General features: G+C 69.3%; 23 protein-coding genes. 9 read left to right on the forward strand and 14 right to left on the reverse strand.

What is annotated here, in order from left to right:
* Positions 1-49: 49 nt before the first annotated feature.
* Complete coding sequence (locus G6O69_RS21800; protein ID WP_172305439.1) at positions 50-535, forward strand: hypothetical protein; 486 nt, start codon at positions 50-52, stop codon at positions 533-535.
* A 23-nt stretch (positions 536-558) separates the two neighbouring features.
* On the opposite strand, the gene G6O69_RS21805 is transcribed toward G6O69_RS21800, so the two are convergent.
* From G6O69_RS21805 to miaB, 9 genes are all read right to left on the reverse strand, one after another.
* Positions 559-1,005 carry a hypothetical protein gene (locus tag G6O69_RS21805; RefSeq protein ID WP_172305440.1) on the reverse strand — a complete coding sequence of 149 codons (447 nt, stop codon included), beginning with the start codon at positions 1,003-1,005 and terminating at the stop codon, positions 559-561.
* Between the two features lie 52 nt (positions 1,006-1,057).
* The gene (locus tag G6O69_RS21810; RefSeq protein ID WP_172305441.1) at positions 1,058-2,443 is read right to left on the reverse strand and encodes an FAD-linked oxidase C-terminal domain-containing protein; all 1,386 of its coding nucleotides are present in this window, start codon (positions 2,441-2,443) and stop codon (positions 1,058-1,060) included.
* 37 nt (positions 2,444-2,480) lie between these two features.
* The gene (locus tag G6O69_RS21815; protein ID WP_172305442.1) at positions 2,481-2,930 is read right to left on the reverse strand and encodes an ATP-binding protein; all 450 of its coding nucleotides are present in this window, start codon (positions 2,928-2,930) and stop codon (positions 2,481-2,483) included.
* 186 nt (positions 2,931-3,116) lie between these two features.
* The gene (locus tag G6O69_RS21820; protein WP_172305443.1) at positions 3,117-4,145 is read right to left on the reverse strand and encodes a XylR N-terminal domain-containing protein; all 1,029 of its coding nucleotides are present in this window, start codon (positions 4,143-4,145) and stop codon (positions 3,117-3,119) included.
* Positions 4,142-4,312, reverse strand: coding sequence for a hypothetical protein (locus G6O69_RS21825; RefSeq protein WP_176397014.1), 171 nt, complete (start codon positions 4,310-4,312; stop codon positions 4,142-4,144). Before G6O69_RS21825 ends, G6O69_RS21820 begins: the two co-directional genes overlap by 4 nt.
* 27 nt (positions 4,313-4,339) lie before the next feature.
* Positions 4,340-4,843 (reverse strand): hypothetical protein, encoded by a 504-nt coding sequence (locus tag G6O69_RS21830; RefSeq protein WP_172305444.1) that lies wholly within the window; start codon positions 4,841-4,843, stop codon positions 4,340-4,342.
* Positions 4,844-5,141: 298 nt separating this feature from the next.
* The gene (locus G6O69_RS21835; protein ID WP_172305445.1) at positions 5,142-5,729 is read right to left on the reverse strand and encodes a hypothetical protein; all 588 of its coding nucleotides are present in this window, start codon (positions 5,727-5,729) and stop codon (positions 5,142-5,144) included.
* Positions 5,726-6,418 (reverse strand): hypothetical protein, encoded by a 693-nt coding sequence (locus G6O69_RS21840; RefSeq protein ID WP_172305446.1) that lies wholly within the window; start codon positions 6,416-6,418, stop codon positions 5,726-5,728. The genes G6O69_RS21835 and G6O69_RS21840 overlap by 4 nt, the downstream gene beginning before the upstream one ends.
* Positions 6,419-6,558: 140 nt before the next feature.
* On the reverse strand, positions 6,559-7,998 hold the full coding sequence (gene miaB / locus G6O69_RS21845; protein ID WP_172305447.1) for a tRNA (N6-isopentenyl adenosine(37)-C2)-methylthiotransferase MiaB: 1,440 nt from the start codon (positions 7,996-7,998) through the stop codon (positions 6,559-6,561).
* Positions 7,999-8,202: 204 nt separating this feature from the next.
* Between miaB and G6O69_RS21850 the strand changes: the two genes are divergently transcribed.
* Positions 8,203-9,579: a peptidylprolyl isomerase gene (locus tag G6O69_RS21850; RefSeq protein ID WP_172305448.1), complete on the forward strand. Its 1,377-nt coding sequence runs from the start codon at positions 8,203-8,205 to the stop codon at positions 9,577-9,579.
* Positions 9,580-9,645: 66 nt separating this feature from the next.
* On the opposite strand, the gene G6O69_RS21855 is transcribed toward G6O69_RS21850, so the two are convergent.
* Together G6O69_RS21855 and G6O69_RS21860 are read right to left on the reverse strand one after the other, a co-directional pair.
* A complete protein-coding gene (locus G6O69_RS21855; RefSeq protein WP_172305449.1) occupies positions 9,646-10,614 on the reverse strand; it encodes a bestrophin family ion channel in 969 nt (322 codons plus the stop codon).
* Positions 10,615-10,882: 268 nt separating this feature from the next.
* Positions 10,883-13,129, reverse strand: a complete 2,247-nt coding sequence (locus G6O69_RS21860; RefSeq protein ID WP_172305450.1) for a pyridoxal-dependent decarboxylase — start codon at positions 13,127-13,129, stop codon at positions 10,883-10,885.
* A gap of 452 nt (positions 13,130-13,581) precedes the next feature.
* Here G6O69_RS21860 and G6O69_RS21865 point away from each other — a divergent pair, with 452 nt between their 5' ends.
* Entirely contained in the window at positions 13,582-14,694 is a 1,113-nt protein-coding gene (locus tag G6O69_RS21865; protein WP_172305451.1) for an endonuclease/exonuclease/phosphatase family protein, read from the forward strand.
* 85 nt (positions 14,695-14,779) lie between these two features.
* Here the strand turns inward: G6O69_RS21865 and tauD are convergent, their stop codons facing one another.
* Positions 14,780-15,613: a taurine dioxygenase gene (gene tauD / locus G6O69_RS21870; RefSeq protein WP_172305452.1), complete on the reverse strand. Its 834-nt coding sequence runs from the start codon at positions 15,611-15,613 to the stop codon at positions 14,780-14,782.
* Between the two features lie 574 nt (positions 15,614-16,187).
* Here tauD and G6O69_RS21875 point away from each other — a divergent pair.
* Entirely contained in the window at positions 16,188-17,618 is a 1,431-nt protein-coding gene (locus G6O69_RS21875) for a cytochrome P450 (RefSeq protein WP_172305453.1), read from the forward strand.
* A gap of 100 nt (positions 17,619-17,718) precedes the next feature.
* Positions 17,719-18,651 (forward strand): SDR family NAD(P)-dependent oxidoreductase, encoded by a 933-nt coding sequence (locus G6O69_RS21880; protein ID WP_172305454.1) that lies wholly within the window; start codon positions 17,719-17,721, stop codon positions 18,649-18,651.
* A gap of 16 nt (positions 18,652-18,667) precedes the next feature.
* Here G6O69_RS21880 and G6O69_RS21885 read toward each other — a convergent pair whose 3' ends face one another.
* Positions 18,668-19,126: a hypothetical protein gene (locus tag G6O69_RS21885; RefSeq protein ID WP_172305455.1), complete on the reverse strand. Its 459-nt coding sequence runs from the start codon at positions 19,124-19,126 to the stop codon at positions 18,668-18,670.
* 235 nt (positions 19,127-19,361) lie between these two features.
* Positions 19,362-19,778: an HIT family protein gene (locus tag G6O69_RS21890; protein WP_172305456.1), complete on the reverse strand. Its 417-nt coding sequence runs from the start codon at positions 19,776-19,778 to the stop codon at positions 19,362-19,364.
* Positions 19,779-19,806: 28 nt separating this feature from the next.
* On the opposite strand from G6O69_RS21890, the gene G6O69_RS21895 reads away from it, so the two are divergent.
* The 4 genes from G6O69_RS21895 to G6O69_RS21910 all read left to right on the forward strand — a co-directional run bounded on the left by G6O69_RS21895 (position 19,807) and on the right by G6O69_RS21910 (position 24,386).
* Positions 19,807-20,604 carry an ABC transporter ATP-binding protein gene (locus G6O69_RS21895; protein ID WP_172305457.1) on the forward strand — a complete coding sequence of 266 codons (798 nt, stop codon included), beginning with the start codon at positions 19,807-19,809 and terminating at the stop codon, positions 20,602-20,604.
* Positions 20,601-22,088, forward strand: a complete 1,488-nt coding sequence (locus G6O69_RS21900; RefSeq protein WP_172305458.1) for an ABC transporter permease — start codon at positions 20,601-20,603, stop codon at positions 22,086-22,088. The genes G6O69_RS21895 and G6O69_RS21900 overlap by 4 nt, the downstream gene beginning before the upstream one ends.
* A gap of 181 nt (positions 22,089-22,269) precedes the next feature.
* A complete protein-coding gene (locus tag G6O69_RS21905) occupies positions 22,270-23,469 on the forward strand; it encodes a SpoIID/LytB domain-containing protein (protein ID WP_172305459.1) in 1,200 nt (399 codons plus the stop codon).
* A 17-nt stretch (positions 23,470-23,486) separates the two neighbouring features.
* A complete protein-coding gene (locus G6O69_RS21910) occupies positions 23,487-24,386 on the forward strand; it encodes an alpha/beta hydrolase (protein WP_172305460.1) in 900 nt (299 codons plus the stop codon).
* Positions 24,387-24,389 lie beyond the last annotated feature (3 nt).

Here is a 24,389-nt window from a genome sequence, read left to right on the forward strand (position 1 = left end):
GGGACGGTTGCGATTGCCGCGGGGCACCGGGGCGCCCTACCATGGGGAGGTGGACGCCGACGACGCGCTGCTACGCCGGGAGGGCCACCTCTTCGCTCGCTGGAACCAGATCTTGGTCTGGGTCAGCCATGGGGCGCTCGACGACGAGCTACTCCGTGAACTCCGCAAACAGCTCGAGTCCATCGCGGACGAGTTCCCGAGCGGCGCCGCGCTGCTGCTCATCGGCCGCGGTCACAGCGAGCTGCCCAAGCTCGAGACCCGGAGGAAGATCGCTCGCGGGCTGGCCTCCCTGGGCGAGCGCCTGCAGTGCGTGGCCGCGGCATTCGAGGGCAGCCGGCCCTGGCTCGAGGCTGGGCGCACGCTGATCGAGCGGCTGATCGAGCTGATCCCGCGGGCCTTCCCCATGCGGGTGTTTGGGGATCGAGACGAGGCGATCATCTGGCTCGGCGAGGCCGTGCTCGGCCCAGACGGCCGGCCGATCGACACCGCCGAGCTCGGGCCCTTCGTGGAGTCGCTGCTCGCTGCCAGCGAGTAGCGCCTCGCTCGCGCCGGCTCGCCTCACTCGTCTTCGTTCAAGACGACGTGGCAGCTGTGGCACTCGATGGTCCCGCCAAAGCTGTAGGTCACGCCCAGGGCCTCGCCCATGGTCGGCTCGACCTCTTTCCACATCAGCTTGACCATGTCGCCGTGCTCCTGGCGCTCCTGCTTGTAGAAGTTGCTGGCGTCGAGCTCGGGGAGCTCGGGGTTGGGCATCTCGAAGCTCCCGCTGTGGCCGTGGCAGGTGGCGCAGCCAAAGCTGGCGTAGCGCTCGGGGTCGTGGGCTTGAAAGACCGCGCGCATGCGCGGGAGGACCACGGCGCCCATGTGGGCCATGCGCTCGTCCTCGTTCATCTCGGCCCAGGTCTTGTCGGCGCCCTCGGGGACGCTGACCTTGCCCTTGGGGCCGCAGGCGAGCAGGGGGACAAAGAGCAGGGCGCAGGGCAGCAGGAGCGAGGGGGCGCGCATGGGCCGGAGCATAGCGCGTCGACCGGGGGCTTCGCTGCGTCCGCCCGCGGATTCAGTCGGGCACGAGCTTGCCCGGGTTGAGGATGCCCCGGGGATCGAGGGCCTGCTTGATCGCCTTGTGCACGTGGACGCCCGCGTCGCCGATCTCCTGGGCCAGCACGCCGCGCTTGAGCAGGCCGACGCCGTGCTCTCCGGTGACCGTGCCGCCGAGGCGCAGGGCGTCCTCGACGAGGGCGTCGAAGGCCGCGCGGGTGCGGGCGAGGGAGTCGGGGTCGCGGGCGTCGAAGACGATCGTGGGGTGCAAATTGCCGTCGCCGGCGTGGCCGAAGTTGCCGATGGTCAGGCCGAAGCGCGCGGCGATGGCCTCGGTCGCCGCGAACATCTCGGGGATGCGGGAGATCGGCACGGCGACGTCGTCGAGCAGGGTCGAGCCCATGCGCTCGAGCGCGGGGTAGCACAGGCGGCGGGCGGCCATCAGCATCTCGCCCTCGGCCTCGTCGTCGCTGTGGGCGAGCTCGCTGGCCCCGGCCGCGTCACAGATCGCGGCGAAGCGCTCGATCTCCGCGCCGGGGTCGGCCGCGTCGCTGCGAGCGATCAGCATGGCCGCGGCGTCGGTGTCGAGCTCCATGGGCTTCCAGGCCTCGACGGCGCGCAGCGTGGCCCGATCCATGATCTCGAGCAGCGCCGGCGTGCGGTCGTGGACGATGCGCTCGATCGCCTCGCCGGCGGCGGCCATGCTCGGGAAGAAGGCGGCCAGGGTCGCCGCGGGCGGGGGCTTGGGGCGCAGGCGCAAGGTCACCTGGGTGACCACGCCCAAGGTCCCCTCGGCGCCGATGAACAGCCGGGTGAGGTCGTAGCCGGCGACGCTCTTGATCGTCGCGCTCCCGCAGCGCAGCAGCGAGCCGTCGGCGAGCACGACCTCGAGGCCGAGCACGGACTCGCGGGTGACCCCGTACTTGACGCAGCACAGCCCGCCGGCGTTGGTGGCCACGTTGCCGCCGATGGTGCACATCTCGTAGCTCGCGGGATCGGGCGGGTAGAACAGGCCGTGGGTCTTCACGGCGCGGCCGAGCTCGGCGTTGATCACCCCGGGCTCGACAACGGCGATCATCGCCGCGGGGTCGACCGCGAGGATCCGGTTCATGGCCGCGAGCGAGAGCACGATGCAGCCGTCGATGGCGTTGGCGCCCCCGGCCAGGCCCGAGCCCGCGCCGCGCGGGACCACGGGGACGCGGTGCTCGTGAGCCACGCGCATGACGGCCTGGACCTCGGCGGTCGAGCGCGCGCGGACCAGGACCGCCGGCACCCCGGCGTCGACCAGGCTGGCGTGGTCGTAGCGGTGGGACTCGAGGATGTCGGGATCCGCGACGACGCGACCGGAGGGGAGCGCCGCCTCGAGGGCGCGGCGCCAGGCGGGGGCAGTCGCGGAGGAGGGCATCGATCCACGCTACCGCCGAATCGCGGGCGGCGACAGCTCAGCGATAGACCTCTGCCCACAGCAGCCCGCCGGGCTCGAGGTTCACCCAGCCGCAGTCGTCGGTGAGCCGACGGATCGCGCCCAGGCCCGCGCCCAGCCCCCGCGGTCGCGGGTTGGAGGGCTGCTCGCGCAGGTCGACGCCGCGGCTGACGTGGTCTTGAAAGGCACGCTCGGGGTCGTCGATGCCAGGCCCGGCGTCGCGAGCCTCGATGCGCAGGCCCTCGTGGGGCTCGGTGATCCCTCGCAGGCTCAGGCACCCACCGCCGCCATGGGTCACCATGTTGGTCGCCGCTTCGCTGACGGAGATGGCGATTCGCCACTGCGCGTCACGCTCGAAGCCCAGCTCTTCGGCCAGGCGCAGGGCCCAGGTCTGCGCGGCTCGGGCCTCGCTGATTGTGCGAATTTCTCGGACATGTTCGCACCCAGGCCGCGACAGGGCTGGCGTCATCGTGATCCCGACCATAGCGCTAGAGTGGGGGGGAGGCGACGCGTGCCGGGTTTTGTGGCTACCTGGGGACAGGTAGGGCGGTTTGGTCGTGCCGCGGGGTGTCGCCGAAGTCGGCGACGCGTCGGTTGGCGTGGGAACCCGCCCTGGGCGTGGGCGCGGGCGCGGGCCTGTTCGAAAATGCGCATACTAGCGCGCGCCCAAAAAGCGCAGGCAATCCTCGAGGCCCTCTTTGAGGTTGCGGAGGGTGCGGACGCCCTGGAGGGTCGCGCCGAGCTGCACGAGGGTCTGAGCGATGGCCGGGCTGAGCCCGGTGAGCACACAGCGTGCGCCGAGCAGGGCGGCGGCCTGGACGATGCGGACCAGGCAGTCGGCGGTGCGCGTGTCGATCACGTCGACGCCGGTCACGTCGATGATCACGCAGCGCGACTGGGTCTCGGCGATGCGCACGAGCAGCGCGTCCATGATCTCGGCGGAGCGCCGCGCGTCGACGAGGCCGACGATCGCGAGCACGAGCACGCTGTCCCAGATCTCCATGATCGGGGTGGACAGCTGACTGATCGCCTCGGCCTGGGCTTTGACGAGCTCGGCCTTGCGCTCGTACTCGGCGCGCAGCGAGTACTCGATGGGCTCGAGGGCCTGGATCCACGGGCGCGCGCGCTCGTCCCAGGCCTCGCGCGTGCGGACCTCGAACTCGCAGCGGGGATCGCCACAGGCCACGCAGCGGGTCTCGATCGCCACCACCGGATGGCCAAAAAAAGCGGTGCCCCAGCCGCTCGCGTAGCCCGTGAGCGAGTGGCAGACCGGGGCGTCCGCGGGCCCGAGCTGCTCGAGGTGAACCTCGGCCTCGTAGGAGTTTCGCCAGATGCCGGTCATGTGAAAGTGGCCGGTGCTGCGATCGAAGTCGACAAAGGTCGGCTCGACGTGGACGATCCCCTCCCAGGAGTGCATGGCCGGGCCGGCGCCGAGGCGATCTCGCTCGGTGTCCCAGTCGTACTTCTGCTCGAGCATGCGGTAGTCACCCTGGCCGCACTGGTAGCCGAAGCGGGCGAGGATCGAGCGGGCGAGTGGCGCGCCGACTTGCTCGTGGAGGAGCTGGCGAAGCACGGCCAGGGAGTCCTGGCGAAAGAGCAGCATGCGGTCATCGCCGAGCTGTAGCCGACCATGATCCGGGTTGAAGGAGAGCATGTCGGCCAGGTTGATGTCTTCGAGCTTCACTGCATGACACAGGCTCGCACGGCTAGCGGATGAAATGCATCGATGTACCCAGAAAACATTGCTCGATGGATGTTCGAGCGCTGCAAGGTTGCGACCTCGAGGGCCTGGAGACCATGCTCGAAGTCCGCGAGGCAGCTTGGTGTCGACGCCGTGTCTTTCGTTACCACATGACAGCGTGGCCGCTCGCGGGTCGATCAGGCGGCCGGAGCCCTGCAGCCGGCCGCGCTCGCAAGGTCCTCGAGCGCAGCGCGGACGCGAGGCTCGCCGGGGCGGATGCGATCGCAGGCGCGGAGCAGCGCGCGGGCGGTGAGCGAGTCACCCTTGGCGTAGGCGTCGAGGGCCCGGCGATAGAGCTCGGCGACGGCGAGGCGCCGCTCTCGCTCGCGCCCGGGGTTGGGGCGCGCGCTCGCGGTGAGCTTGGCCTGGACCTGGGTATCGATGGTCGCGTGGAGCTCGTTGGCGAAGGCGGTGAGCTCGGCCTCGGTGGTCAGGTGCGCCGGCACGTCGTTGGTGAAGCGCTGGAGCACGCGGCCGCGGTAGTCGATGATCGTGACCACCTGCAGGGGCGCGCCGGCGATCTCGGTCTGGAGGGTCATGATCCCGCGCGCGGTTCGGATCATCGAGGTCCGGCCGGGGTAGACGTGAGACTGCCTGTCTGGATGGATGATGTTGTCGAACATGCTGCTTCGCTCCTTCATCGCGGGCGCCGTCCTTGGCACCCCGTGGCTCGAGCAAATCACCACCCAACGGTGCTTTCAAGCATGACTGTAATTTTGAATTCTCGATGATCGTGACTCCATGGCTCAGCATGACGCGATCGGGTCATTGTGGGTCATGGCCATCCGTACAAAAAACGGCCCAACTGACCGCACTGCGCCAGGCTGGGGAGAGGCCGGGGGCAGGGGTGGGTCAGCTCGTCTGGGCTAGGGCGAAGCTGCCCGCCAACGCGGCGCCAAGGGTGCCGCCGAGACGCGCGTCAGGCGGCACTATGGTCGCCTAAGCGAGGGCGGCGTCGAGCTCGAGGGCGACTCGCTCGCGCACGCTCTCGGGCAGCCGGCCCGGCGCCGCGAGGGCGTTGGCCGCGATCCCGGCGCCCTCGGCGATCCGGGCCAGCAGCGCCGGCGGATCGCCGTGCTCGGCCAGGGCACGTATCAGCGCCTCGCGCAGCGTGTCGCGCTCGAGCAAGGCGCTGGTCAGCAGGGCCTCGCGCAGGCGGACGCACAGCTGCTTGCTGTGGGCCATGGCGAGCCCGGGGAGGGTCGCGCCGTCGAACACGAAGTTGGCGATCAGCCGGTAGCCGTCTGGCTGCGCGGGCCCACGCGCGGGCGAGCGGAGGTCCAGCGGCCTGCTGAAGATCCGCAGCTCGTCGGTGATCAGCGACAGCGTCATGGCCGAAGGCGGCGCCTGCAGGCGGCCGAGGCAGGCGGTCGCCGCCCGATCGAGGGCCGCGAACTCGAGCGCGGCGACGGGGCCGCCGTCGCGGGTCCACGCCCAGGCCACCAAGCCGTCGGGGAGGGCAGAGAGCACGACGGCGCGCAGCTCGTCGGGCTGTTGGTCGAGGAGCTGATCGAGATCCCAGATCACGAGTCTGCGTCCTCGGCTGGGGCCTGGTGATCCCGGTGGCGCCACGCGTCGCGCTCGAGCTGGCGCAGGCGTATGCGCTCGAGGTTGGCGCGATCGGTGGCGCTGCCCGAGAGCGCGGCGCAGCGCGAGGCAGCGACCCGGGCGAGCTCGAGGTCGCCGCGCAGGTAAGCCTCGATGGCGCCGAAGTGCATGAGCTCGAGCAGGGCCTGCTCGGCGGCGTCCTGGGAGTCGAGGATCGCCAGCGAGGCCGAGGACAGGGCGGGCGAGCTCGAGGTGGTCGGCGTGCTCGGGGAGCTCGCCGGGCGGGTCTTCGCGCGCGCCTGGGGCTGCGCCTGGGCCTCGCCGTCGAGCAGGGCGAGGGCGCGCAGCTGCGCGTAGGCCAGCTTCGTACGGGTGACCCGGTCGGGATCATCGGCGCGCAGCTGGCTGGCGAAGAGCGTCCGCCAGTTCGCGGTGATCCGGCGCGGCCGCGCCTGGCTGGCCGTGGGCTCGACCCGCAGGCCCGCGATCTCGGCGATCAACTCGAGGGCCGCGTCGCCTTCGACCCCCGGAAACTCTGCGTCGACGACCGCCCCCTCGCGCACCGCGATCAGCCCGACCTCGACGGCCCCGAGCCGCAGGCGCAGCTCGAGGTCGAGGCCTTCGTGCTCGGCGACACGCAGGTAGTCGGTGACCAATGGTCGCTCCACCGCGTCGTCCATATCGTTACTGTGCGCGAGGGATCGACGCGGGCAACGGGCGAGATCAACCCGCGACGATGACCGCCACACCACCTCGACTCGGCGACAGCCTGCGAGGTCGGGACCCTTGGCCGGGGTGCAGGCGGAGCTCAGGCGCTCGGCTCGGTCAGCTCGGCCTGCGTCAGGCGGCGAGCGTGGAGCGAGTGACCGGTGCTCGCGGTGATCTCCACGTCCACGATCTCGCCCGGCTCGGCGCAGCCCAGGGGCAGCAAGACCTTGCGGAAGTGTGGCGTGCGCCCGAGCAGCTTGTCGCCGCGCTTGGTCGTGCGCACGACCAGGACGCGGTCGCGGGTCCCGACGCGGGCGGCGTGCTTGGCCCGGGTGTGGCGCTCTTGCAGCGCGATGACCTCTCGCAGGCGGCGCTGCTTGACCGCGTGGGGCACGTCGTCTTCGAGCTTCTTGCTGGCGTAGGTGATCTCGCGATCGCTGTAGGCGAACATGAACGCGAAGTCGAACTCGACGGCCTCCATCAGCGCCAGGGTCTGGCGGTGGTCCTCCTCGGTCTCGCCGCAAAAGCCGACCATGAGGTCCGTGGAGATCGCGATGTCGGGCACGGCCGCGCGCAGGCGATCGACGAGGGCGCGATACTCGTCCAGGGTGTAGCCCCGGCGCATGCGCGCGAGCACGGGGTCGGAGCCGGACTGCACCGGCATGTGGACGTAGGGGCAGACCTTGGGCTCGCTGGCCAGGACCTCGATCACCGCCGGGGAGAAGTCGACGGGGTAGGGCGAGGTGAAGCGCACGCGCTCGATGCCCTCGACGGCGGCGACCGCCCGAAGCAGCGCGGCGAAGTCGACGTCCTCCCAGGCGTAGGAGTTGACGGTCTGGCCGAGCAAGGTGATCTCGCGGACGCCGGCCGCGGCGTGGCGACGGACCTGACGCAGGACCTCGCGGGGCGGGACGCCGCGCTCGCGGCCGCGGGTGAAGGGCACCACACAAAAGGTGCAGAACTTGTCGCAGCCGCGCTGGATCGTCACGTAGCTCGAGATCCCGTCGCCGCGGTGATCGAGCTGCCCGTCGAGGCCCTCGTAGACCTCGGTCTTGTCGAGGGCGACGTCCACGGCCCGCTCGCCGGCGACGGCCTGGCGGGCGAGGGCGGCGATGTTGCGGTAGCTGTCCGGGCCAGCGACCAGGCGGACATGGGGCGCGCGGGTCTCGAGCTTGTCGCGCAGGTGCTCGGCCATGCAGCCCGTGATCCCGATGACCAGGTTGGGGTTGCGGCTGCGGTGCTCGAGCAGCTGGCTGGTGCGGCCGTAGACCCGGCTCTCGGCCTTCTCTCGCACGGCGCAGGTGTTGACCAGCACGAGGTCGGCGGCGCCGGGATCGTCGACGCGGACCCAGCCATCAGCCTGGAGGCGGCCGAGGACCAGGGCGGTGTCGGCCTCGTTCATCTGGCAGCCAAAGGTCTCCATGTAGATCCGCAAGCTGTCGGGGCCGACCTCCGCGGCGGGCTCGGAGGCCTCCTCGAGGTCGCGCGTCTGCGCGGGGTCGGGGGCCCCAGGACGACGGATCTGGACCAGGCTGGTCATGTTCGCGGGACCATACGTCAAGCAGCGTGGGGTGCAATTGGCAGGGTGTCAGTGCCAGCCGCGAGACAGCTTGCGTGAAGGGCGCCTGCGTGCGTGGGCTCCCGCCGGAGCGCGAAGCCGGGGTGGTCACCCCTCGGTCTGCACACTACAATGCGCGCTCAAATGGGCGCCGCGACCTCCGAGGGTGCCCGACAACGGAGTCCCATGCCCCGTACAGCAGCGTTCTTGCTCAGTTTGTCCTGTCTCGCGCTCGCCGCCTCCTGCACCAAAGCCCCCGAGCCTCAAAAGGCCGTCGACAGCGTCGGTGCGGTCGAAGGTGCCGAGGCTGGCTCGGCCAGCGCCAACTCCCTGCCCGGGCTGCCCGAAGGTGCCGTCGCCGTCGTCAACGGCAAGGAGATCACCGCCGCCGACTTCCACGCCATCTACGACCTCAAGCTCAAGAAGTACGAGGACCGTGGCCGCGAGATCCCGAAGACCGCCGACCGTCGCTATCGCAAGTCGATCACCGACCGCCTGATCTACCAGGAGGTCCTGCGCCAAGAGGCGAACAAGCGCAACATCAGCTACGACCAGGACGCGCTCAAGCAGCGCGAAGAGGCGCAAAAGCGCGGCATCAAGGACTGGGAGAAGCACCTGCGCCGCCGCGGTGAGAGCGAGGAGAGCCTGCGCGAGCTCTACATCTCCGAGCTGCTCGAGCGCGCCATCCTCGAGGCCGACGGCAAGCTCGCGGTCACCGACGCCGAGATCCAAGAGGAGTACGACAAGATCAAGCCCAACTACACCAAGGACAAGGAGCGCGTCCGTGCGGCGCACATCCTGGTCCGGGTGGGCCCCGAGGAGCGCCCCGGCCCCGGTGAGGCCGTGCCCGAGCCCTCCGAGGAGGAGAAGAAGCAGTGGGAGGCCGCTGCGCTCGAGAAGGCCGAAGAGATCTACGCCAAGGCCACGGCCGAGGGCGCGGACTTTGCCCAGCTGGCGATCGAGTTCTCCGAGGGCCCGAGCGCCCGCAAGGGCGGCGACCTCGGCATCTTCTCGGCCGATCGCATGGTCGAGGAGTTCTCCAACGCGGCCTTCGCCCTCGAGCCCGGCGCCGTCAGCAAGCCGATCAAGACCAAGTTCGGCTTCCACGTCATCAAGGTCTACGGCAAGTATCCTGCCGGCGAGCTGCCCCTCGAGGCCCTCGAGGACCAGATCAGCGAGCGCCTCGCGGCGCGCAAGCTCCACCAGGGCCGGCGCGAGCTCAAGGAGTCGCTGCTCGAGAGCTACGAGATCGAGAACGCCATGGAGGAGCTGCTGGGCCCCGATCCCAAGGCCGAGCGGCGCAAGCGTGCCCGCGACCGGTCCAAGAGCGGCCTCCAGCCGCGCACGGGCAACCCCCATGATCCCCACGCGGGCATGGTCGATCCCCACGCCAAGGCGCCCCCGGAAGCCGGCGACGCCCACGGAGCCCCCGGCGCCCCGCCGGCTGGCGACAAGGCTCCCCCGCCGGCTGACGGCAAGGCCCCCGCTGAGGGCAAGGCCCCCGCTGAGGGCAAGGCCCCGGCGCCCGGCTCCAAGCCCGGCGAGGGCAAGGTGCCCGAGTAGCGCCTCGACGGCACAACGCCACGCAAAAAGGGCCGCTCCCAGCTGGGGCGGCCCTTTTTCATTCGGCTAGAAGACCACGCCTTCGACAGGCGGGGGCTTTTGGGGCAGCGGGTGCGCGGGCAGCTTGATCTGCGCCATCTCCTTGATGTTCTCCTCGATGGTCAAGGCGATGGCGGTCAGCGGCACGTCGGCGATGCGGTTCTCGAAGGGATCTTCGGTGTAGTGACCGACGAGATCGAGGGTCAAGAACACGAAGTTGATCGTCAGCGAGAGCGGGATGTTGAGCCAGGTCAGGTCTTCGATGAAGGCGAAGGGCACCAGCGTGCCGTGCAGATAGACGAAGACCCGGGAGTAGAAGCTGTAGGGCCGGGGCAGCGGGGTGTTCTTGATGCGCTCGGCCATGCCCTGGTGGTTGTTGAACTCGGTCAGGGTCTGGCTGAGCTGCACGAAGCGGTAGTCGCTGAGCCAGCCGTTGTGCTTGGCGGCGACGAGCTCCTCACCTTGCAAGGTCAAGATGTGGTTGGGCGGGTTCTTCATCGAGGTCACCGCCTCGTACTCGGCGGGGTCGAGGAAGTCGGCCATGTCCTCGTAGCTGTTCTCGGGCTTGAGCAGCTCCTCGCGCCGGTCGACGAAGCCGTTGGGCTTGCGCAGGAACACGCGCAGGCCGTGGACGAAGGCGATGTGCCTGCGCAGCATGTGCTGCTGCCAGCTGCGCAGCGCGTTGAGCTCGGCCGCCTCCGTGGGCTGGGCGAAGGTCAGGATCTCACGTGAAAAGGCCCGGCTATAGTTCACCAGCAGGCCCCAGATCTTGCGCCCCTCCCACCAGCGGTCGTAGGCCTGGTTGGCCTTGAAGCCGAGGTAGATGGCCAAGGCGGTGCTGAGCGTGGCGACCGCGTTGAAGGGGAGGGAGAGCGTCCTGAGGTCGAACTCATGGTGAAGGAAGTAGACCGCTATCGACAAACCGGTGAAGTAGAGCAGGCTCGGCCACGTGCTGTGCAGGACGTGGCGGAGCCGGAGGTTGCGTGAGACGATCATGTCCAGACTCGATAGCGCGGAATTTCGCGCAGTCTGCCCATCCCCGGGTTAGAGGGCGCAGAACGCAGAATTTCGCGGGGGCCCGGCTTCGGGGCCGGGTCTCGACATCCAGGATTTTCGTGTGGAGGGCGCTGCGCTGCCCCTACTCGGCCCCTACTCGGCCCTACTCGTGTGGGGGGATCGCTGCGTGGCGCCCCGAATGTTCACCGGTGAGAGACAGGAAAAAAACGCGGGCGCCGCAGACCGCAGCGCCCGTGCGATGCTGTGTTCAGGCGCCGAATTCAGCGCTGACCTGGCGGAGGATCGTCCGCAGCTCGTCGATGACCGTGTCCATGAAGGGCTGACCGCCGGCGTCTTCGCTCAGCCAGGGGTCCATGATCACCGAGCGCATGACCGTGATCGAGTTCTCGCTCGCGACCTCGGGGGCATCGTCGAGCGCGAGCAGCCGGCGCTTGTAGTCGTTGAAGAAGACCCCGCCGTAGGTGTCCTTCTTGAAGTCGGTGGTGCTCAGGATCACCCGATAGTCCTGGACCTGGCGCCCGTCGGCCTGGATGCCGACGTGCTGGTACACGGCCTTGTTGAAGGCGTTGGCGGCCTCGAGGTCCTGGTTGAGCACGCCCCCGCGCTTGAAGTTGAACGCGTAGGTGATGATGTTGAGGTCGGAGCCGATCTCGCTGAGCAGCTCGAGGGCCTCGTCGTTGGCGAGGATCTCGGCGTGGGGCTTGCCCGCGACGCGCTCGGCGAGCGCGGCCATCAGCTCCGCCTCGCTCGAGAACCGGCTCAGCGCCCCCTCGAGCTCGAGCTGGGGCACGGGGACGACGGTGAAGTTCTCGCTCGGATCGTTCATCTCGAGCAGGCGGTAGTGGAACATCTTGGTGTTGTAGAGCGTGCGCCCGAGGATCTTGCCGTAGCCCGACTGGGTCGTGGGGACGACGGCGTGGCTGAGGTAGACGCCGGCCGCCGCGGCCCCGGGCTTGGAGCCCTCGATGCCGTAGCTGCCGATCACCAAGCTGGTGTCGGCGCTCCCATCGGAATTGATATAGGGCGCCTCGAAGGCGATCAGGCTGCGCATCGCGCCGTTTCGGTAGCACATCGCGCCGGCGGGGTAGGGGAGGTAGCCGGTCTTGTGCGGGTCCACGGTGATCGTGTCGGCGCGGTGGAGGTTCTCGTACTGACGGGTGACGTAGGTGCTCATCGGCAAGACCGGCGCGGGGCCGTCGCGCAACGGCTCGGCGCCCTCGTCCGTGCGCAGCAGCGCCGCGAAGTAGCCGCCCCAGGCCGCGTCCGCGTGCACGGTGAACTCGATGTTCTGCGGGCGGTAGCGTTGGTCGCGGAGGTCGAGGAGCGAGGCGATGTCGTCGACGAGCCCCTCCTCGGTGGTCCCGAGGATGCCGACCACCGAGATCACCGGCCGGCGCTCGGCCGCGCAGGCGTCGAGGGTGTCCTGGACCCAGCCGATGTCCACGCGGCCGTGGACGTCGAGGGGGGCGCTGTACATGTAGTCCGCGCCGACGCCGAGGATCGCCGCGCCCTTGGGCAGGGAGTAGTGCTTGGAGCCGGGCACGATGATGACCGGCTCGGGCACGTCCTGGAGGAAGCGGCGGGAGAAGCCGACCATGCCGAGGTTTTGCAGCGAGAGCGGCGAGATCGCCGTGTTCACGAGCTCGGGGGAGACGCCGAACTCGGCCTCGATGCGCCCCGAGAGCGCGAGCACCTCGTCGACGCCGAGGTTGAGGGTGGTCCAGGTGTCGAGGTCGACGAGCTTCCCAGCCTCGCCCGAGGGCAGGGTCACGGTGAGCTCACGGGCCTCGGCCAAGCTGGGATCGGCGATCAGCGCCTGGCGCAGGGAGAGCGGGTAGAACTTGAGGTTGCGGGCGGCCCACAGCGCCTCGATGTTGGCCGTGGACCCGCCGCAGGTTAGGTGACCCCAGGGCTGGACGAGGCCGTCCTCGTGGTAGCCGAGCATCTTGCATAGATCCTTGGCCGCCTCGACCTCGAGCAGGGTCGTGACCGGCGAGGCCTCGAGCGCGACGTTGTTTTGGTTGTAGAGCATCCCGGCGAAGTAGCCGGCCATGCCTGGCAGGGTCTGATCCCAGGTCATGTGGCCCTGGTAGCGCGCGCTGAAGAAGGGCGCGGACTTCTTCAGCGCGGCCAGGATCGCGTTGAACTCGGTGTTGAGCACGTCGAGGGAGTCGAGGTAGCCCTCGTCGCGCTTCATCTGCTCGGTGATCGCCGGCGGGTCCGTGGGGTGGAAGTTTCGCCGCCAAAAGGCGTGGTCGCGCAGGCTCTCGACGATCAGGCGCTCGAAGAGCTGGGCGTTCTCGGCCCGCGGGCCGAGGAACCACGCCGCGACCTGGCGATTTCCGGGCTCGTCTCCGAGCAAGCTGCCGGAGCTGGCGGCGGAGGTGCGCGCGCCCAGGCGGGGCGCCTCGGGGGAGCTGGCGAGGCGCTCGACCGAACGCAGCAGCCCCTCGAAGCCGCGACCGCGATAGTTGTGACGGTGTTTTTGTGTCATCTCGGCGGCGTCATTGCGACCTCGGAGCTCGGCACGCTCCCGCCGACGCTGGCGTCACTCCAGGTCGGCCACGCGCACCAGCGAGAGAACCATATATAGGATCGACGACCTCATGAGAATGTAATTGGTGGATTTAAATATTTGGAGTCGGCTGGCCGGTTGGAAGACGTTGATAGTAGTCAATGTGTTGACTTGAATGGGTCGAGGCCGAGGGAGCCCTCGCAGGTGCATGCGCGAGGTCATGGGCGAGCGCAGCGGGGCCAGGAGCGGCGGCCCGCGACGAGCGAAGGGCGTGGGCCGGAGGAGCGCCGGGGCGTGGCCGGGTCGAGGCGGTGCGCCGCCCCCGGGACCCCGCGCCGCGCAGACCGTTTCTCGTGCTGATCGGCCCGCGCGGGCCCCCTGTGGCGCTTGCTGGGCGAGGTGGCGCGGCGCCCCCTTACACTCTCCTGCCCGTGCTCGTCCTCGAGTCCATCGTCCTGGCGCTCGCGTGGATCTTCATCGCGGGGACGCTGCTGCCCTTCATCCGCGAGCCGCACTGGTGGATCCGGGTGTTCGATTTTCCGCGGGTGCAGATCACCGTGGTGATGGTGTGCCTCGTGCTCGTCCTCGGAGGGCTCGAGCTGTGGGGGGGGTCGCTCTCGTGGTGGGCGTGGGCGAGCGTCGCGGCGCTGGCCGCCGCGGTCATCTATCAGGTCGTGCGGATCTTTCCCTATACGCCGCTGGCGCGCGTCCAGACCCACGCGGTCACAGGCCAGACGACCGGGCCGCGGCTGCGCCTGCTGATCTCGAACGTGTTCATGAACAACCGCGAGTACGCGCGCTGGCTGGCCGCCGTGCGCGAGGTCGATCCCGACGTGGTCGTGGCCGTCGAGACCGATCACGCGTGGATGGCCGCCATCGACGTGCTCGAGGCCGAAGGCTACGGGCACACGGTCAAGGTCCCGCAGGACGACACCTACGGGATCTTGGTCTACTCGCGGCTGCCCCTGGCGGCCGCCGAGGTCCGCCGCGTGGTCGTCGAGGAGGTGCCGAGCGTGTGGGTGGAGATCGAGCTCGAGGGTGGCCGGCGCGTCCAGGCCGTCTTCTTGCACCCGCGCCCGCCCCGGGCCGACCTACGCCAGAGCAGCGCCCAGCGCGACGCGGAGCTGGTCCTGGTCGCGCGCGAGCTCGAGGCGATGACGGGGCCGCGGCTGGTCGCTGGCGACCTCAACGACGTGGCCTGGAGCACGACCACGAGCTTGTTTCAGGAGATCAGCGGGCTGCTGGATCCCCGCGTTGGGCGAGGGACCTTTGCGACCTTTCACGCCGATCACCCGCTGGCGCGCTTTCCCCTCGATCACGTGTTCCACTCGGAGCACTTCAAGCTCGTCGAGCTGCGCCGGCTGGGCAAGGTCGGCAGCGACCACTTCCCGATCCTCATCGAGCTGACCTTGACCCCGGACGCGGCCGTGGTTCAGGAGGCGCCGCGGGCCGATACGGACACCCACGCGGTCGGCGAGGAGGTGCTCGACGACGCCCTCGAGCACCTGCCCAAAGACCCCGAGGTCGCCCCCGAAGATCGCTGAACAACCGCCGAGCGGCCGCTGAGCCGGGGCTGAGCGGCCGCTGAGCCGCTGCGAGGGCACCGCTGGGCGGCAGCCGGGGCGAGCGTCAGCGCGGTAGGTCGCCGGCGATGGTGATCCGCTCGAGCCGGCGGTGCGCCGGCCAAAAGTCGTTGACCGGCCGGTGCAAGGTCGCCCGGTTGTCCCAAAAGGCGATCGAGTCCGGGCGCCAGCGAAAGCGACACGAGTACTCGGGCGTCTCGAGGTGCTCGAAGAGCATGGCGAGCATGGCGTCGCTCTCGCGCTCGCTGAGGCCGACGAGCCGGGTGGTGAACAGCCGGTTGACGAAGAGGGCCTTGCGACCGCTCTCGGGGTGGGTGCGGACCACCGGGTGGCGGACCGGCGAGTGGGCCGAGATCATCTCGCGCAGGCGCGCCTCTCCCCCTGGCTCGGCGAGGCTGTGGCGGAAGCCGTGGCGGAAGTCGTGGACCGCCTCGAGGCCGTCGAGGTAGCGCTGGAGCCGGTCCGAGAGCCCCTCCCAGGCGGCGAAGAGGCTGGCCCACATGGTGTCACCGCCGCGCGGGGGGATGACCCGCGCGCGGAGAATCGAGCCCAGGGGCGGGCACTCCATGAAGGTCATGTCCGTGTGCCAGGTGTCGATCTTGGGCGGCGACTCGGGGGTGACCTCGAGGATCGTCAGCTCCGGGAAGCCCTCGACGTGGGTGTAGGCGCCGTGCAGCGCGGGCTCACCAAAGCTGCGCGCGAAGGCGGCGTGATCGCTGGGGCTCAGCGGCTGATCACGAAAGAAGATCACCTGATGTTCGAGCAGGGCCGCGCGCAGCTGCTCGACGAGCGCGGGCTCGAGGGGCGCGCGAAGATCAACGCCATGGATCTCCGCGCCGAGCGGGCCCGCGATGGGGTGGATCTCGAGGGTGGGTGCCACGGGCGGAAGCTGCCAGAGCTACCGCCGGGGTCAATGAAAAATCTCGCGACCCGGCTTGCACGCGAGATTTGGGCAGGGGTGCCAGCCCGCGTGTTTTGGCACCACGAGAAAGTCGGGCCCGCCGGTCTCTCCTGAGGTGCGCGAGCTTCGCAAGCGAGGTTGCTCGCTGATCCAAAGGACGCATTGGCTCCAATTGTCGATGCTATCGGCGATCACGTGCATTGCGCTGAGCGCCAGGGTCTGTGAGTGGGCCTGCAACCTGATCACTGCTAGCGATGTGGAAAGATGCCCCAATCTGTGATGAATGCCTGGCACGCTGTGGTGCGATTGTAATTTTGATGCTTTTGAGGAATCGCGAATGCCTGACGATTCTCATGATAGAGTCTCTCGTGCTGGCTGGATTGGGGTTAAAGTCCCGGTGGCGCCTGGGTCTTGGGGGAAAATGCCCCTTTGGTGGCACCGCCACTCACTAGAGTGCAAGTAGTTAGAGTTGTTGGTGTCTATTACATAAAATAAATCTTGCTTGTTATGCGTTGTGCGCCTAGTGTTCTAGTATATGAATTCGACAGCTCGAATGTTCAACACACTTGCGGGCGCTCAGCCGCGGCTGCCCGCGGGGCCGCGCTCCCGGGTGCTCTCTTCCATCCGTCTGGCCGGCGATATCTGCGGCGCGTTCGAGGAGTGGGAGCGGGACTATGGCCAGACCTTCACGCTCCGCGACCTCACGGGGACGACCGTGTTCACCTCGGATCCCGAGATGATCAAGGAGCTGGTCCGGGCGCCGCTGGACACCTTTGATGGCGGTATCCCGCAGACCTTCGACGTGGTCCTGGGTCGGCGCTCGGTCATACTGACCTCCGGTGCGGAGCACCGGCGGCTACGCAAGGCCCTCAACCCTCATTTTTGTCGCGCGGCCATGCCCAAGTGGGGCGAGCAGATCGCCAAGATCGCCGAGAAGATCGGCGACAAGATCGCCAGCCAGGACGGCTTTGGGTGCCGCACTGCGATGAGTGAATTGACCACCCGAGTTATCGTGCGTGTGCTCTTCGATCCGCGCAGCGAGAGCGAAGAGGACATCTTGACCGAGGCGGCCACCGAGGTGACGTCGGCGATCCACCCGAGTTTCTTGGTCGCTCGGCAGACGCAGCGTTCGCTCGGTGGCCTGCTTCCCTATCACCGCTTCCGCGAGGCCGCGCGGCGCTTCGAGCCGCTCTTGGTCCGCGCGGTGGCGCGGGCGCGACGGGAGGGGGGCTCCGCGTCGGCGGTGGTCGACGCCCTCGCGCTCGGGCGCTTCGATGACGGCGAGGAGATCTCCTTCGAGGTCATCCGTGACAACGTCTATAGCGTGATGATGGCCGGCTATGAGACCACGGCCTACACCCTGACCTGGGCGCTCTACTACCTGCTTCGCAACCCCGAGGTCCTCGCGCGCCTGCGCGCCGAGCTGAGCACGCTGGACGATGAGGACGACGCGACCGCGTACACGCGCAACGCCTACGTCAACGCGGTCCTCGACGAGGCCATGCGGATTCGGACGCCGGCCCCTTACACCACGCGTCGGCTGGCGCGACCCTGGACCTTTGGCCAGTGGAACCTGCCGGCGGGCACGCTGGTCGGCACGGTGATGGCGCTGATGCACCGCGACCCCAAGCGCTGGGTCGAGCCGGATAAATTCCGCCCAGAGCGCTTCTACGGCAAGCGCCCGCGGCCCTACGACTTCATGCCCTTCGGCTTTGGAGACCACCGCTGCCTGGGCGCGATGCTGTCCAAGTTCGAGGGCGCGATCGCCTTGGGCACGCTGATCAGCCGCCACGATCTCGAGCTGCGCGAGATCGACGAGGTCCTCCCCGTGCGCACGAGCCTCTCGGTCGGACCCGACCGTGACATTCGCATGGCGGTCACCGGGCCGGCGCCGGGCAAGGGCGGCTCGGGCGGCGATCATCGAGACAGCGACATGGGCTCGATGGACTGCGGCTCGTCGTGCTCGGGCAGCGTCCGACGATGAGGCGAGCAAAGGGTCGCGCGCGAGGGTCGTGCGCGGTCGCTCGCCAGCTGGCGGGCGCGGGCGGGCTGTCGCCAGACGACGAACCTGCTAGATCTGGCGGGTGCCCGCGCCGCGCCTGTTTTGCTTTGGCCTTGGTTACTGCGCTGTCCGCCTCGCGCGGCGTCTGGAGACGCGAGGCTTCGAGATCGTCGGGACGACCCGCGACGTCGCGGCCAAGCGAGCCGCGCTGGCGCGCGAGGGCGTGGGCGAGGGGTGGTCGCTGGTGGCCTTCGACGGCGAGCGGCCGCTGGACGCGGCCGGCAGCGAGGCGCTGCGTGGGGCCACGCACCTGCTGCACTCGATCATGCCCGGAGAGGTGGAGGGGGGAGAGGACGAGCGGAGTGAGGGCGAGCGGGTCGATCCTGCGCTGCGCTGGCACGCCGCAGCGCTCGACGAGCTGCGCGCGCGCGGTCAGCTGCGCTGGCTCGCCTATCTGTCGACGACCGGGGTCTATGGCGACCACGGGGGCGCCTGGGTCGACGAGGACATGCCCCGGCGGCCGAGCAAGGCGCGGGCGCGTCGCCGGGTCCTCGCCGAGGACGCCTGGCTGGCGCGCGGGGCCGATGTCTTTCGCCTCGCGGGGATCTATGGCCCGGGACGCAGCGCCCTCGAGCGGGTCGAGGGCGGCCGGGCGCGGCGGGTGATCAAGGCCGGCAAGGTGTTCAACCGCGTTCACGTCGACGACATCGTCGAGGTGCTCACCGCCGCGCTGACGCTCGCGGACGGCTGCGCCGGGCCTGGGCGAGCCTTCAACGTCGCCGACGGCAACCCGGCCGGGAGCGACGAGGTTCTGGCCTACGCCGCGCAACTGCTCGGGCTGCCGCCGCCGCCAGCGGTGGCCTTCGAGGACGCCGAGCTGTCCGCGATGGCGCGGAGCTTTTGGCAGGACAACCTACGCGTCGACGCGCGCCGCGTTCGTGAGCGGCTCGGGGTCGAGTTCGCCTACCCGGACTATCGCGCGGGGCTCGAGGCGTGCCTGCGCGCGCGCGGGTGAGGGGCGGCCGCGCACACTAGTAGAGGGGCAGGCCAGCGGCGATGAAGGCGATGAACGCGACGAGCGCCAGGATAGCGAACAGGCTCAAGAGCGAGCTGGCGATCCCCAGCCCCCAGGCCCAGTTGGCCGCGGCGCAGGGGTGATGTCCGAGCGCGCGGTACTTGCTGCGCATGCGCGCGCCGAAGTACCAACCGAGCGGTCCAGTGAGCAGGCCAAAACCGAGCCAAAATCCGATCGCGACGACGAGCAGCCAGGTGTTGGACTGATCGCTGAGCTCGCGCAGCTCGGCGCTGGTGGGATCGAGTTGGGCGTAGGGAGGGAGCCCCGCGCTGGGCTGGTGACCTTGCGCGGCGCCGTAGAGAGGCGGCGCCGCGTGGCCGTAGTGTGGGGCCCGAGGGGCCTCGGATGGCGCGCCCATACCGTAGATGGGGGGCGCGCTCGGCTGGTTTGGCTGTCCGTCGAATGCTCGGTTCATGACACCTGTCTCCCCAGCGCTCTCGCTAGCAGTTGTCATTGTAGTCGCAAGCGAGGGGGAGCGGTACCGTGTGTCAGGCAAAGCTTGGGCGGGCGTGGCTCGGCCCTACCTCCCGAGCTGGGTTGGACCTGTGTTCGGGGGGCGGCGGCGCCGTGCTCGTGACTTGGATGGTGACTTGGATGGCGAGCGGGACGCCGCGCGTGGTCGCGAGCGAGCAGGTGGAGGGGGGAGTCACTCAGGCGAGGGCGCTGTGCATCGCGGCGAGCAGCTCGCGGGCTGCCTCGGGCTCGAGCTGCCCCGGCGTCCAGCCCACGCCGAGGCCGCGCTCGTCGAGCCTGGGGATGATGTGGAAGTGGACGTGGAAGACGGCCTGGTGCGCGCCGCGTCCGTTATTTTGCAGCACGTTGTACTCGCTGGCGCCGCTCGCCGACATGACGGCGCGGGCGATGCGGGGCAGCACGCGGCCGATCGCCGCCGCGACCTCGTCATCGAGCTCATGGAGGAAGGCGCGGCGCTGCTTGGGGATCACCAGGGTGTGGCCCGGCGACAGCGGTGCGATGTCGAGGAAGGACAGCACGTGCTCGTCCTCGTAGACGCGGTGGCAGGGGATCTGGCCGTCGAGGATCTTGTCGAATACGGTCGCTTGGCTCATGGTCGCCGATAGTCTATCGTCTCGCGCGATGATTCGCCTGCGAGGCGTCCGCAAGCGCTACACCACCAAAAAGGTGGTCAATGAGGTCCTCCGAGGGGTCGATCTCGAGATCGACCCCGGAGAGTTCGTGGCCATCGTCGGGCGCTCGGGCTCGGGCAAGACCACCATGCTCAACATCCTCGGGGCCCTCGACAGCGACTACGAAGGTGAGGTCGAGGTCGACGGCAAGCGCTTGCGTGCGCTCGGTGACGTCGAGATCAGCGACTATCGCAACCAAAACATCGGCTTCGTGTTTCAGAGCTTTCACCTGCTCGAGCACATGACCTGCCTCGAGAACGTCAGCTTGCCCGCGGTCTTCGCCCGCGGCCGGGAGGTGCTCGACGCCAGGGCGGCGGAGGCCCGGGCCCGCGAGGTCCTCGCTCAGGTCGAGCTCTCGGACAAGTGCGACGCCATGCCCTTCACGCTCTCGGGCGGACAAAAGCAGCGCGTGGCCATCGCCCGGGCGCTCTTCAACCGACCCAAGCTGATGATCTGCGACGAGCCCACGGGCAACCTCGACTCGTCCACGGCGCACGCCATCCTCGATCTCTTCCGCAAGCTCAACGAGGAGCAGGGCATCACCTTGGTGATCGTCACCCACGACGCGATGATCTCGCAGGCCTGCAAGCGGGTCGTGCGCATTCACGACGGGAGCATCGTCGAGGGGGCCGGCGAGTTCGGTTCGCGCTCGTTGACCGAGACCCCGAAGTCCTCGTCGGCCTGGCAGCCCGTCTCCGGCCCCGAGTTCGTGGCCAGCGGTCAGGGCAGCAGGGGGGCGAACTCATGAGGTCCACGCGGCTGCTGGGCATCGCCCTCGACGACCTCAAGCGCAACCGTCGGCACTTCTTGCTCGCGTCCGTGGGCATCGTCGTCGGGATCGCGGCCTTCACCTTCTTCCTGGCCCTGGGCAGCGGCGTCCGCAAGGTCGTGCTCGGGGAGATCTTTCCTCTCGACAAGATCGAGGTCGTGCCCAAGAGCTTCGACCTCGACGTCAGCGTGCTGCGCGTGCCCCTGGCCAACGAGGTCATCGACGCGGCCAAGGTCGAGCAGCTGCGGGCGATCCCCAGCGTCGTCGAGGTCTACCCCAAGATGAAGCTGACGGCGCCCTCGATGGTCTACGGCGGCAAGAAGCTGTTCGGCAACAACCTGCGCGCGGAGCTGATCGCCGACGGGGTCGAGCCTGACCTGGTCCGCGAGGACATCGACCGCGACTGGGCCTTCGAGGACTTCGAGGCCGGGACCGGCGACTTCAACGAGGGCTGGCAGACGCTGCCCGTGGCGACGGCCTGCGAGAGCGACGAGCAGTGCGTCGAGGCTCACGGCGAGAACACCTACTGCTGGGGGATCGAGGAGAACGCGGCCTGGGAGCGCCAGGCCAAGCGGGCGCGCTCGCGCAACCAGGACCCGCCGGCCAAGCCGATCGAGCAGCCGCTGTGTCGCAACTACATCCCGATCATCGTCTCCAACCACATCGTCGAACTCTACAACGGCTCGATCCGCCGGGCCCACGGCTTCCCCAAGATCAACCCCGAGTCCGCGATCGGCTTCACCTTCGAGCTGACCTTTGGGGCGTCGATGGTCGAGGCCTCGGCCAAGGACATGACCTACGAGGCCCGGGGCGTGCTCGTGGGCTTCTCGGACACGGCGATCAACCTGGGCATGACCATGCCCGTGGGTTACATCCGCCGGCTGAACGTCGACTTTGGCGGCGAGAAGACCGCTGAGATCTACCACTCGGCGGTGCTCCAGATCCGCTCCAAGGACGACGTCGCCGCGGTCGCCGCGGCGGTCAAGGGCCTCCAGCTCGACGTCACCGACACGGGCGCCGAGCAGGCCGCGCTGCTGATCACCATCTTCATGATGGTGTTCGGCTTCGTCAGCGTGGTGATCGTGGGGATCGCGGCCGTCAACATCATGCACGTGTTCTTCATGCTGGTGTACGAGCGCCAGCGCGAGATCGGCATCATGCGAGCGATCGGCGCGAGCCGTCGGGACATTCGGCGGATCATCCTGGGCGAGGCCGCGATCGTCGGCTTGCTGGCTGGGGCCGTCGGGGTGCTCACTGCCATGGGAGCGGCGGCGCTCTTCGACTGGGTCTCGGGCAGCTATCTCCCCGACTTTCCCTACAAGCCCAAGACCTACTTCGAGTTCCACTGGGCGCTGATCGTCGCGGCCTTCGGCTTCGCGGTCGGCTCGTGCGTGTCCGGGGCCGCGCTGCCCGCGGGCCGAGCGGCGCGGACGGATCCGGCGCGGGTGCTCACGGGCCAGTGAGCGCCCGCGGCCGCACGCGCTGCGGCCAGGTCAACGGCCCGCTCCGCCGTGAGCGCGGCCAGCGGTCGAGACCAAGCCGCCGGGCCCCCGCTGGGGTTCGGTGCGTGTCGCAAACTCGAAACCTCGGGGCAGCGCGAATGGCTTTCGCCCGCGGCGAGGCTCGTGCGACCATTTGGCCGTCATGAAGCGCTCGATCCTGGTTCCTCTCGTCGTCATCGTTGGCTTCGCCTTTGGCGTTGGCCTGGCCTGCACCCCCAGCGAGGACGAGGAGCACTTTCGCTTCGACTACACCCCCGGCACCGGCTACTCGGTCCCCGCGCCCGACAGCGCCTACTGCTCCATCGTCGTCGAGGGGGTGGGCACGATCGACATGGAGACGGACTACCTGCCCCATGTGATCACCTGTGAAAACGGCGGGGCCAACCTCGAGGCGCTCAAGGCCCAGGCGATCGCCGCGCGCTCCGTGGCCTATTACTACATGGCCAACTCCGGGAGCGTGTGCGACAGCCAGGGCTGCCAGGTCTACACCTGCTCGGCCGAGCCCAGCGCCAAGGCCTACCAGGCCGTCGAGGAGACCAGCGGGCTCTATGTCAATTACAACGACGTGCTGACCTACGCCTTCTACGTGGCCGGCGATCCCAACACCGCGGCGCCGAGCTGCGTGGGCACCCCCGGCGTGGGCACGGAGGGCTGGGTCACCTACAACGAGGGCAAGACCGGCGACGACGTCGAGCAGACCGCGCTGGGCTGGGTGTTCGACGTGGGCGACGTGGGCTACGGGCAAAACCGCGGCTGCATGTCGCAGTGGGGCGCGCGCTGCCTCGAGAACGACAACAGCTACGACTACGAGGACATCCTGCGCTTTTACTACGGCGCGGACATCAACATCACCCAGGCGCCGGGCGAGTGCATCATGGACCTCGGCGGCGACGACGACACGAGCTCCGACGACGGCAGCGAGACGACGACCGACAGCGGCGAGACGAGCACCGACGAGGGCGGCACGACCACGGGGACCAGCGACGACGGCCCCGATCCCGACATCGACGGCGACTCCGAGGGCGGGCTGTGCAACGTCGGCAGCCTCGGCTGCGAGTGCACCATGGGCGGGGGCTGCGACCCCGGCCTGATCTGCACCGACGGCTACTGCGTGCCCGAGGCCACCGGCGAGAGCGGCGAGAGCGGAGAGGACGACGCGGCGGATGTCGCCGATGAGGCTGGCGCTGACGCTGGATCCGACGACGACGGTGGCTTCCGCGACGACGCCTTTGGCAGCGGCGAGGGCTGCGACTGCGCGAGCGTCGAGCCGGCGCGGGGTTTTGGCGGGAGCGTGGGCGCGCTGCTGCTGATTGGGCTGTTTGGCTGGCGACGGCGCCGCTGAGGGCATAGCCTGGACGCATGAGTCGAGAATCGAGCGGGCCGCAATTCATCGAACTCGGGGGGCTGAGAGCGGCCATACACCGCTGGGGGGAGCCGGGCGGGCGGGCGGCGCTTTGCCTGGGGAGCACCGGGCTGTCGGGCCTGCAGTGGCGGCGCCTGGGCAAGATGTTGAGCGCGCGCGGCTATCAGGTCCTCGCGCCGGATCTGATCGCCTATGGGCAGACCGATGACTGGCCGGGGCCGGGCCCGTTCACCACGGCGCGGGACGTCGATCTCGCCGAGGCCGTGCTCGCGCTGGTCGAGGGCCCCGTGGATCTCGTCGGCCACTCCTACGGCGGCCGCGTGGGTCTGGCGGTGGGCCTGCGTCGGCCCGAGCGCCTGCGCTCGCTGTCGCTCTTCGAGCCGACCTGCTTTGGGGTGTTGCGCGCGAGCGAGGATCCCAAAGACGCGGCGGCGGTCCGCGAGCTCGAGAACTACGACGCCGACGGGCGCTTCCTGGCCGAGGACTTCGGCGGCAGCGAGGCCTGGCTCGAGCGCTTCGTCGACTACTGGAGCGGCGCTGGGGCGTGGGCGGAGCTCGGTGAGGACGAGCGCGGGCGCTGGCTGCGAGCGCGACGCAAGATGTTCGAGGAGGTCCGCGAGACCACCTTGGACGAGATCCCCGGCTCGCGCTACGCCGAGGCCCTCGGGCACCTGCCGCTGCTGGCCATGTCCGGCGCCGAGTCGACCCTGGCCGGGCGGCGTTGCGCCCAGGCCCTCGCGCGCTGCTGGCAGGAGGCCGCCGCGGCTCGTGTCGAGCAGGTCGAGTTCGCCGAGCTCGGGCACATGGCCCCGGTGCTCGCCGCGCGCGAGGTCGCGGCGCGCGTCGCTGGCTTCGTCACCGCCATCGATGACGCTGGTGAGGGCGGCACGGCCTGAGCG

Source organism: Pseudenhygromyxa sp. WMMC2535, assembly GCF_011083025.2.